Source organism: Microcoleus sp. B13-B6, assembly GCF_036705405.1.
GTDB lineage: Bacteria > Cyanobacteriota > Cyanobacteriia > Cyanobacteriales > Microcoleaceae > Microcoleus.
The window spans coordinates 1-7,442 of the sequence record NZ_JAUBUJ010000083.1 but is presented as its reverse complement, the minus strand read 5'-3'; the positions used below and the strand labels follow the sequence as shown (position 1 = coordinate 7,442).

Sequence of the window (7,442 nt, the reverse complement as noted above, 5' to 3'; positions counted from 1 at the left end):
TGTTCCACAATAAATTAACATTTTTAGCAACAGGCAAGATGCCTGTTCCACAATAACTCAACATTTTTAGCAACAGGCAAGATGCCTGTTCCACAATAACTCAACATTTTTAGCAGCGGGCAAGATGCTTGTTCCACAATAAATTAACATTTTTAGCAACAGGCAAGATGCCTGTTCCACAATAACTCAACATTTTTAGCAACAGGCAAGATGCCTGTTCCACAATAACTCAACATTTTTAGCAGCGGGCAAGATGCTTGTTCCACAATAAATTAACATTTTTAGCAACAGGCAAGATGCCTGTTCCACAATAACTCAACATTTTTAGCAACAGGCAAGATGCCTGTTCCACAATAACTCAACATTTTTGTGGTACAGGCATCTTGCCTGTACTTAACCTTGGTGCAACACCAAACTATTAGCAGAAGGACACAAATCTGCAAGTTCGCAAATATTGCAAGCCGGATTTCTCGCATTACAAACTGCCCTGCCGTGATAAACCAACCGAATCGACCAATTTTCCCAATCCGGCTGCGGCAACAATATCATCAAATCCCGCTCGATCCTTATAGGATCGGTATGTTCGGTCAATCCCAAACGCTGAGTCAAACGTTTGACGTGAGTGTCTACCGTCACGCCCATATTAATACCAAAAGCGTGAGCGAGAACAACATTAGCGGTTTTGCGGGCAACTCCGGGCAATTCTAGTAGCAGTTCCATCCGCTGCGGCACTTGATTGTTAAATTTATTGACGATCGCCTGACAAGCACCTTTAATATTTTTAGACTTATTGCGGTAGAAACCAGTCGATCGCACCAGACTTTCCAATTCTTCTAAATCAGCATTTGCCAAAGCCACCGCATCGGGAAAACGCTTAAACAAAGCCGGCGTTACCAGATTTACTCGATCGTCCGTACACTGAGCCGAGAGAATCGTCGCCACCAGCAACTGCACGGGAGTTTCGTAGTTGAGAGTGCAAGGAGCTTCGGGATAGAGGCGTTTGAGGCGAACCAGAATTTCGAGCGATCGTTGTTTTAAACTTAACTTTTTAGTCATTAGTCAGTAGTCATTAGTCATTAGTCAGTAGTCATTAGTCAGTAGTCATTAGTCATTAGTCATTTGTTATTTGTTTTTAACTTCCAGGCACGACCGGGGAACCCATAACCAGAGGTTCTGCCTCCCTTGCGTCGGAAAAAAAGGAGAGGGGAAAATAGGAAAATAGGAAAACGGAAAACTAGACATAATTCTTCCTTCTTCCTTCTTCCTTCTTCCTTCTTCCTTCTTCCTTTACTATTGCATCAAAAATCGAAAATCTATCCCAGCCAAATTAGCTGTATCGCGAATAATCAAGAAAATTCCCAAACCCAGCAACAACACCAAACCCGTCTGCATGACATTTTCCTGAATGCGGTTCGGCAGAGGCTTGCCCCGCACTCCTTCTATTAACAGAAAAGCTAGCTGACCGCCATCTAAAGCAGGTAAAGGCAAGATATTAATCACAGCCAAATTGATGCTAATTAACACCGCATACTGAAACAAACTCGCAGCATCCGATTTGGCAATCCCTGCACCAATCGCCACAATCGCCACAGGCCCGGACAACTTGTCGGCAGTCTGGCTGAAATTGCTAAGTAACTGGCCGAAGCCTTGAACCGTCAGCACCACAATCCGCTCAAATTCTGTAGCGGCCTTGCTAAACGCCTCTACAAATCCGGCCCTCTGCCGCACGACAGTGCCGTTAGAAGTTAGCTGCACGCCAATGCGACCTTTGCCGTCGGGCGACTCTTCAGGAGTTACTGTCACCACAAATTTTTGTTCTTGGCGCTGAATTTCCAACGCTAGGGGTTGGTTGGGATGATCTTGGATTGCTGCGACCAATAATTTGACTGCTTCGCCGGAAGCGCCCAATTCCTTGCCGTCAACAGACAGAACAACGTCGCCCGATCGAATTCCCGCTTGTTTCGCGGCCGAACTGACTTCTGCGGCGACTTCCGGGACTTTAACTCCCGGTAGGTAGTTCATTTCTGCCGCGCCGACAGTACCCAATTGCACCACCAGCAGGAAGTAAGCAAAAATTAAGTTGGCAATTACCCCTGCGCTAATGACGATCGCCCGATCGAGCACGGGGCGATTTTTGAGCAAATTCGGGTCATTTGGCGGAATTGTACTGTCTGGATCGTCGTCCGGGAAACCCACGAAACCTCCCAGGGGAAAGGCGCGAAGGGCGTATTCAGTTTCCGGGCCTTGGTACTTCCAGAGGATGGGCCCGAAACCGATGGAGAAGCGGTTGACGTGGATGTGTTGAAGTCTCGCCGCCAGGAAGTGGCCGAGTTCGTGAACGACAATCAAGATACCTAAAACTGCGATCGCTGCCAAAACTGACATGAAGGATTCCACTAACACTTTTACTGGACTTTGATTTATTTTAATATCTTTTTAATATCGGTGGCTTCGGAGGGGCAATTTTCAGTCAAACTGGAAGGTGGTGTTTTTGTCGGAAGTCCCGGCTGCTGCGATCGACCCGACGCTGGCAAACCGATCGCGCGATCGTACCTGAGTTTACCTCTAAAACCAATTCCCATTACCAATTCCCTATTACAAATTCCCCATTACCAATTCCCAGTTACCAATTCCGCATTATGAAAGACACTTCTTTGAATATTATCGCTATTTCTATCTTTGCCATCACCATTTCAATATTGTTGGGGCCCCTATTCAACTTGCCAGAAGCCGTACCTGCGATCGCCACTTTTTGCCTGTTGGGGCTTGCTACCCTTGACAGTTTCCAGTGGCAAGGTCAAGGCGGTACTATTTTATTAGATTGGCTGGGGGGAACTTCCAAACAAAAGCGCGATCGTATCCTTCACCACGAAGCCGGACACTTCCTAGTCGCGTACCTGTTGGGAATTCCCGTAACCAGCTACGCCCTCAACGCTTGGGAAGCATTTAAACAAGGTCAAACAGCCCAAGGCGGCGTCCGATTTGAAGACGAGCAATTAGCATCTCAACTCCAAACTGGCACTCTTTCTGCCCAACTTTTAGACCAATATTGTACCGTGTGGATGGCCGGAATAGTCGCCGAAAAATTTGTTTACGGCAGCGCACAAGGAGGAGCCGAAGACCGCACCAAAATTAGTGCAATTTTAACACAACTGCGCCGTCCAAGTTCCGAAATTCAACTTAAACAAAACTGGGGTTTGCTGCGAGCAAAAAACCTGCTCGAAAGCCACAAATCAGCTTACGAAGCCCTAGTAGCAGCAATGGAAGAAAGAGCAACTGTTGCCGAATGCTACGCCATAATTCAGCAAAATTTATAGGAAAAAGATTACGCACTCTTGCCTTATAAACCAGGTTTCTCTGTAGATTTCTCACAAAAACAAAAAAAATGCGTAGAAACCGAGTTTAAGAGCGTATTATAGGGATTAAAAATTCATGTCAGAACCAAAAGATTTCCCAACAACACTGCAAACAGCGAACCCAAATACAGAAAAATTGTTGTGGCTGTTCGGTTTTCGGATCGACCCCGGCACCGAAATACCAAATCTATATACTCTAATTGTCTATGGAGAACAAGAGCCGCCCTTAGTAGCCGGCGGTCAACTTGTATTTTTTACCCGTCCAGAACTAGCGATTAACGCTCTCCAATTGTGCAATATCGATGTCAGCGAACTGGGAAAGCCACCCACACAAATAGACGCTATTTGCGACATTGCAGAAACGCTGTACTTGCTCGATGCCGAAGATTTTGACGAGTCAGCTACTATCCTCAACTGTTTAAACGCGCTTTTCGATTTAGTGAAAGCTACTTTAATACCGATGCCAACTGAATACAAGCGCATACTTTATGATTTTGCAGACCATTTGAATATTGAGGAAGAGTTTGCAAGTTTTTTAGACGCAGAAGATATTCAGCGATCGGAAATTGTCAATGCCATTTTGTGGTGTGTGGGAGCAATTACAGCTAAATCTAGATTGCTGACATAGCAATTTTAGTTGGGGATTTTAGATTGGGGATTTTGGATTTAAAGTAGTCCGGGACTCTACCAAAGAAACCGGATTTTTTACCATTGTTAAAGTCTCTCATCGAGTATTTTGATAAAAAACCCGGTTTCGGCCAGGGCTGTTTCGGGGCAACCGGGCGTGGGATTGCCCCTACGCAAAACCAGGCTTTTGTAGGGGCGGTGCCCCCGTGCCCGCCCCCACCCACAGATGATTTCATGGACATTTCAGGCATCGGGGCAACCACGGGGGGTTTGCCCCTACAAGAAAATGAAACCGCCCTGCGGTTTCGGCCTCTAGGACTATAGATAATATCGCCAAAGGAAATGGTGCCATGACTGTAACAGATTTACGCTTGTGGACTGTAGACGAATACCGCCGCATGACCGAAACTGGCATTCTCAATCCCGATGAACGAGTAGAATTAATTGACGGGCAAATTATTTCAAGGAGTGCAAAAAAGCCTCCCCACGCAGCAACTAATCTCTGTGCAGCCGACTATCTAAGAAGTCTGCTGGCAGGACTTGCTTTAATTCGCATCCAAGACCCGGTTACTCTAAGTATAAATTCAGAACCAGAACCCGATATTGCTGTAGTGCAAATTGACCCTCGGCTGTACCAAGATTTTCATCCCGCACCAGACAATATTTTCTTATTAATAGAAATAGCTGACACGACTTTAGAAACAGACCGCAAGCGGAAAGCACCGGCTTATGCTAAAGCGGGAATTACTGATTATTGGATACTTGATGTTAACACGCGGCAAGTTTATGTTTTTCGCGAACCGGGCGAGGCAAACTACGGACAAGAAACAGTATTTAATGAAGATGATGTTTTGTCAATGCTGGCCTTTCCAGAAATAGAAGTTCAGATTTCGCAACTGTTTCCTTAAGTCTGTGGGCGGCGGGTTTATCGATATCTTTAGCTACCGATCGATATTTCGGGTAAAACCCGCCCCTTGTATGGTGCTTAGCTGCTAGATTTTCGAGCTTGGGAAGTAGATTATCTGTGGCGACGCACCCTACGGTATCTACGGGTATTGTGTATATTGATATCGCTCGAATTACCACAACGTTGTAGGGGCGGGTTCACAAACCATACATAACAATGACCGACAATTTATAAAAACCCGCCCCCACCCCACCGTAAATCTGAACGTACATTTGGCTTGGAAAGTTGGGTTGGGGCGGGTTTTTGAGATTGTTTGTTTTGGGGCGATTATTGTTGGTGAACCCGCCCCAACAAATCTATCAATTACCAATTACCAATTACCCAGTCTTCAGAATAATCCCGATCGCTACAAAAAACTTAGTATTAGGGCGTAGCGCGAGTTATACTCCTACTGGAAAGACTGTGACTGCCAAAAAATCCCGACATCAAAGTTTATGAGCAACACTTCCCCGGCTCGGCCAGCCGCCGACAACCCCACAACAAAAAAACTCAGCCTCTCAACAAAATTAGCTTACGGTGCCGGCGACCTCGGCCCGGCAATTACCGCTAATGTTTTGGCATTTTACCTTTTAATTTTCTTTACCAATGTCGCTGGTTTACCGGCCGGCTTAGCCAGTAATATTTTGGTAGTTGGCAAGGTTTGGGATGCCATAAATGACCCGATTGTGGGGGTTTTGAGCGATCGCACTTCTCACCCTTGGGGCCGCCGATATCCTTGGATAATATATGGTGGCATTCCCTTCGGCATATTCTTCTTCTTGCAGTGGATTGTACCTAGCACGGATCACACAGTGTTATTTTGGTACTATGTTGCGATCAGCATTTTGTTCAACACCGCGTACACGGCTGTCAATCTTCCCTACACTGCCCTGACTCCAGAACTTACTCAAGACTACAACGAACGCACTAGCCTTAATAGTTTTCGATTTGCTTTCTCAATTGGCGGCAGCATCTTTTCATTAATCTTAGCTCTAATTATCTTTGCTGTATTTGAAAAGAACCCGAATCAACAATATTTAGTATTAGGTGCAATCAGTGCAGTTATCTCTGTCTTGCCTTTGTACTGGTGTGTTTTGGGAACTCGCAAGCACGTCGCAGCCCAACTATTAGAAAACGCCGAACTAGATAATTCTACATCCTTGCCACTAAAAGAACAGTTGCAGATTGCATTTAGCAATCGCCCTTTTTTGTACGTCATTGGAATTTATCTTTTTTCTTGGCTGGGAGTGCAGTTGACTGCTACTATTATTCCCTACTTTGTTGTTAACTGGATGCAACAGCCACAGTACGTTTTTAGCTTGGTTGCGATCGCAGTTCAAGGCACTGCATTAATCATGCTATTTGTTTGGAGTAAAGTCAGCGAGAGATACGGCAAAAAAGCCGTATATTTTATGGGCATGAGTTTGTGGATTATTGCCCAAGCTGGACTGTTTTTCCTCCAACCAGGACAAGTATTGCAAATGTACATATTAGCAGTCATGGCAGGTATCGGAGTTTCCACGGCTTATCTAATACCTTGGTCGATGATACCGGATGTGATCGAACTCGACGAACTGCAAACAGGAGAAAGACGCGAAGGCGTTTTCTATTCGTTTATGGTACTGCTGCAAAAAATCGGATTGGCAGGGGGTTTGTGGTTGGTAGGCCAAGCATTAGAAGGAGCTGGATTTCTATCTACCGTTCCGGGACAGCCAGCACCAGTACAGCCAGAGTCGGCACTGTTTGCGATTCGATTTGCGATCGGGCCGCTGCCCACAATTGCTTTAATTGCTGGCATGATTCTTACCTATTTTTATCCCATAACCCGCGAAGTTCATGCAGAAATATTGTTGAAACTGCGAGAAAGAAAAGCGCAAAAGCAGTAAGCGCTAATAAGGAGTAGTTGGCAATTAGTAAAAGGTCAAAATAACAACTCCCAATAGCTAATCCTGGCGCTATCAATAGCAATCCTCCCATCGGGTGCTAACTCTTTTTTTATTTAACAATGTGTCATCTTCTTATGGCATCGGTTAATTCCCAAAAAAGCCCGTTGCGCGTTTACCTAAAGGATTGCTATAGTTGGCTCGGAAGACAAATCAAAGCGATAGTTTTAGTAATAGCCCCGGAACCCAGAAACCTAGTTTTTTTATGAAAATACATAAATCGCCCAGCGCCATCCGCCCCGATAGAAAAACCCCGAATGCTTGAGTTGTTCGAGATGTCGATCGAGCTTGAGAACACAAATTATTAAATTTTATGTCTGTCGCGCACTATAGAGAGTAGTTTGTGATATAAGTATGACGCTCACTAAGTCTATATACTTAATCAGTCATCCAGATCCTCAAAAAGTTTATAATTAAAAGAAGAAACAGATTTTTATCGGAAATTGATTCGATTAGTTGCCGTTACAAAAAATCTGCTGAATGTGGCTAATTATAAGCTGTTGTACCTTTAAATAGGGTATAATAAAAAAGGAGTTTAGTCAATCTCTACAAAAATGCCAGCTAAAAACC

The 7,442-nt window shown here is 44.8% G+C and carries 7 protein-coding genes; 4 read left to right on the top strand and 3 right to left on the bottom strand.

The window, feature by feature from the left end:
• Nucleotides 1-393: 393 nt before the first annotated feature.
• The 3 genes from nth to QUB35_RS28350 all read right to left on the bottom strand — a co-directional run bounded on the left by nth (nucleotide 394) and on the right by QUB35_RS28350 (nucleotide 2,582).
• On the bottom strand, nucleotides 394-1,056 hold the full coding sequence (gene nth / locus QUB35_RS28360) for an endonuclease III (RefSeq protein WP_333144978.1): 663 nt from the start codon (nucleotides 1,054-1,056) through the stop codon (nucleotides 394-396).
• Between the two features lie 234 nt (nucleotides 1,057-1,290).
• Nucleotides 1,291-2,385: an RIP metalloprotease RseP gene (gene rseP / locus QUB35_RS28355; protein WP_333144977.1), complete on the bottom strand. Its 1,095-nt coding sequence runs from the start codon at nucleotides 2,383-2,385 to the stop codon at nucleotides 1,291-1,293.
• Between the two features lie 35 nt (nucleotides 2,386-2,420).
• A complete protein-coding gene (locus QUB35_RS28350; RefSeq protein WP_333144976.1) occupies nucleotides 2,421-2,582 on the bottom strand; it encodes a hypothetical protein in 162 nt (53 codons plus the stop codon).
• A gap of 57 nt (nucleotides 2,583-2,639) precedes the next feature.
• Here QUB35_RS28350 and QUB35_RS28345 point away from each other — a divergent pair, with 57 nt between their 5' ends.
• The 4 genes from QUB35_RS28345 (at nucleotide 2,640) to QUB35_RS28330 (ending at nucleotide 6,815) form a co-directional block, all read left to right on the top strand.
• Nucleotides 2,640-3,317 (top strand): ATP-dependent Zn protease, encoded by a 678-nt coding sequence (locus QUB35_RS28345; RefSeq protein ID WP_333144975.1) that lies wholly within the window; start codon nucleotides 2,640-2,642, stop codon nucleotides 3,315-3,317.
• A gap of 115 nt (nucleotides 3,318-3,432) precedes the next feature.
• Nucleotides 3,433-3,984, top strand: coding sequence for a hypothetical protein (locus QUB35_RS28340; RefSeq protein WP_333144974.1), 552 nt, complete (start codon nucleotides 3,433-3,435; stop codon nucleotides 3,982-3,984).
• Nucleotides 3,985-4,333: 349 nt separating this feature from the next.
• On the top strand, nucleotides 4,334-4,891 hold the full coding sequence (locus QUB35_RS28335) for a Uma2 family endonuclease (protein ID WP_333144973.1): 558 nt from the start codon (nucleotides 4,334-4,336) through the stop codon (nucleotides 4,889-4,891).
• Between the two features lie 493 nt (nucleotides 4,892-5,384).
• Entirely contained in the window at nucleotides 5,385-6,815 is a 1,431-nt protein-coding gene (locus QUB35_RS28330; RefSeq protein WP_333144972.1) for an MFS transporter, read from the top strand.
• Nucleotides 6,816-7,442: the final 627 nt, after the last annotated feature.